Origin of the sequence: Rhodococcus sp. (in: high G+C Gram-positive bacteria) (assembly GCF_049286785.1) — a bacterium.
GTDB lineage: Bacteria > Actinomycetota > Actinomycetes > Mycobacteriales > Mycobacteriaceae > Rhodococcus_F.
In genome coordinates this window covers 1-1,926 of the sequence record NZ_JBAQEO010000430.1, presented here as the reverse complement: position 1 = coordinate 1,926, position 1,926 = coordinate 1, and the positions used below count along the sequence as shown (strand labels likewise).

At 60.5% G+C, this 1,926-nt stretch carries 3 protein-coding genes; 2 read left to right on the top strand and 1 reads right to left on the bottom strand.

Features of this window, described 5'->3' with window-relative positions:
* Positions 1 to 245 precede the first annotated feature (245 nt).
* Positions 246 to 563 carry a hypothetical protein gene (locus WAW17_RS15845; protein WP_422333900.1) on the bottom strand — a complete coding sequence of 106 codons (318 nt, stop codon included), beginning with the start codon at positions 561 to 563 and terminating at the stop codon, positions 246 to 248.
* Positions 564 to 970: 407 nt separating this feature from the next.
* Here WAW17_RS15845 and WAW17_RS15840 point away from each other — a divergent pair, with 407 nt between their 5' ends.
* Together WAW17_RS15840 and WAW17_RS15835 are read left to right on the top strand one after the other, a co-directional pair.
* On the top strand, positions 971 to 1,294 hold the full coding sequence (locus tag WAW17_RS15840) for a hypothetical protein (RefSeq protein ID WP_422333899.1): 324 nt from the start codon (positions 971 to 973) through the stop codon (positions 1,292 to 1,294).
* Positions 1,295 to 1,486: 192 nt separating this feature from the next.
* Positions 1,487 to 1,926: hypothetical protein (locus WAW17_RS15835; protein WP_422333898.1), on the top strand; the 440-nt coding region annotated here is incomplete at its 3' end.

Sequence of the window (1,926 nt, the reverse complement as noted above, 5' to 3'; positions counted from 1 at the left end):
GGGTATGAGATAGTTGCACCTACGAGATGCCCTTCGGGATGGTTGAAAAGGTTCTGTGAGAAGTCCAATTCTTCCACCACGACAGGGCATTTCGCCGTTACGACCCGCTCACCGACCCAACCGAATCGGTGCATCCAGGTTAATACAGGTGACACCTGTCCGTGCGTGCACAAGACGCCGCACCCAACACCCTCGGATAGCACCGACCGGACACCGATCGATGAGCGAGCACAATCGGAGACCTTTCAGCGGCCCATGACCGCGTGCACACTCCGATGTTGGACCACGACCGAGCCAGCTAGTGCGGCGGGCCAGATCTGAATCTTGTACTTCTCGACCGGCACCTCCGCGACGAGGTCCCACATAAGGTCACGCCCGAATGAGTGGACTCGGACGCGATAGGTGCCCGCGCCGGCGGAGAGGACGGTGGGCGGAAACCCAGCGATCGGCGTCTCCGAGCCGGTCAGCACGGCGACAGTGTCGGAAAACGTCTCGAACGATACCTCTTCGATGTCTTCCCAACCGTCGTCGACAGTGGCTGGACGGTCGCCGAGCACTTCCACCTTGAGATCGAGGCGGACCCATGTACATCCCGGTATAGACGTAGACCATCCCGGGATCGCTGGCGGCTAGGCCGAAACCGATTTCTGGAAGTGGCGGAAGCTCCTCCCATGCGCGTTCATCCTCGTCCTTCAGACAGAACATGCGGTCGACCTCTGCGCTTCCTGTGTATCGCACTCGTCAGCACCTTCCATGAGCCCGGTCGATCCTGCTTCCATCTTCGAGGACCGCCGGAAGATCCGCTGACGCATCGTTGACCGGTCATCGATCCGCTACCGGTGGGCACCGGCCAGCTCCAAGCCGTGTGGGGTGCCGATTCGTCTCGCTGCAGGTTCCCTGCACCAAGTGCTCTGGCGTAATCGAACCAGATAGCGTGAACTACAAGTAGCCGCCGATCGCAAGGAGCGCCATGCGCAAGCCGCTGTTGTTTGCCGCTGGAACGGTCGTGGTCGCTGGCGTTGCGATAGGCTTGCTCATCAACACCACCTCGTCCGACCCCACCCCTCCCTCTGACAAGGACCACAGTTCCGTGACTGACGACCAGAGCGCACCGGAAGACGACTGGGACGAGATCGACCCGGAAGAACCGATTATCGAGGGTGACCCGCCTCTGACAGCAGAGGACTACGTTCGAGACTCAAAACCTGATTCACAGACCGCCGATGACGGCATGACCCTGATCCCCGGTACCGCGGTCTCGGGTGAGGGTTGGACCGCGGAGGCGCCCGGATAAGGATATCCACATACGGAACGAGTGCAGACTGCCGCCGGCCCGCGCTCGAACACCACTTCGTCCCGGTGCAGGTTCCGGAGTCGTTGCCGCCAGCGATCCGATCATCGTCATCGGGCGCACGTGCTACTCCGAGATCTCAGGTGTAAAGTCGATCTCTTCGTCTCAGGACGGAGTACTTGGGAGCGATGTGCAATGCTCGAACACAAGCAAATGCAGCCCCCGGACTATCACCGATGCCTTGAGCAGGTGCTTTCCTCACCCGTCGCCTGTCGCACGTTACTGGAAAGACTTTCCAAGATGACCGAGGCTGAAGCCAGATCGGAGTGGTCGCCCTGGTGGGGACAGGAGCCACCACCCCACGGACCAGAGGTGAAGCAGCAAGTCCCGGCAGACGTTCAGTTGGTGACTTTGCAAGCTACGTTCGACGCCCACCGCAAGTCGAATATGCAGCTCTGGCAACGGTTGTACGACGTCATGGGGACACCCAGGATGGAAAAGAGCATCTTAGTACTGCAACGACAGTTTGTGATGTCGACGTTTGTAGTGGCTGGCGCGGGCCCTGGCCTGGCTGGCGCGGCGCCAGTTCGACCAGTGCCAGACATGGGTAAGGGCGTGTTGGACTGGGCAGGCGA

Bases quoted from the DNA above. Each gene is read 5' to 3' on its own strand.
- WAW17_RS15840 (WP_422333899.1), top strand. From the start codon at position 971: ATGCGCAAGCCGCTGTTGTTTGCCGCTGGAACGGTCGTGGTCGCTGGC.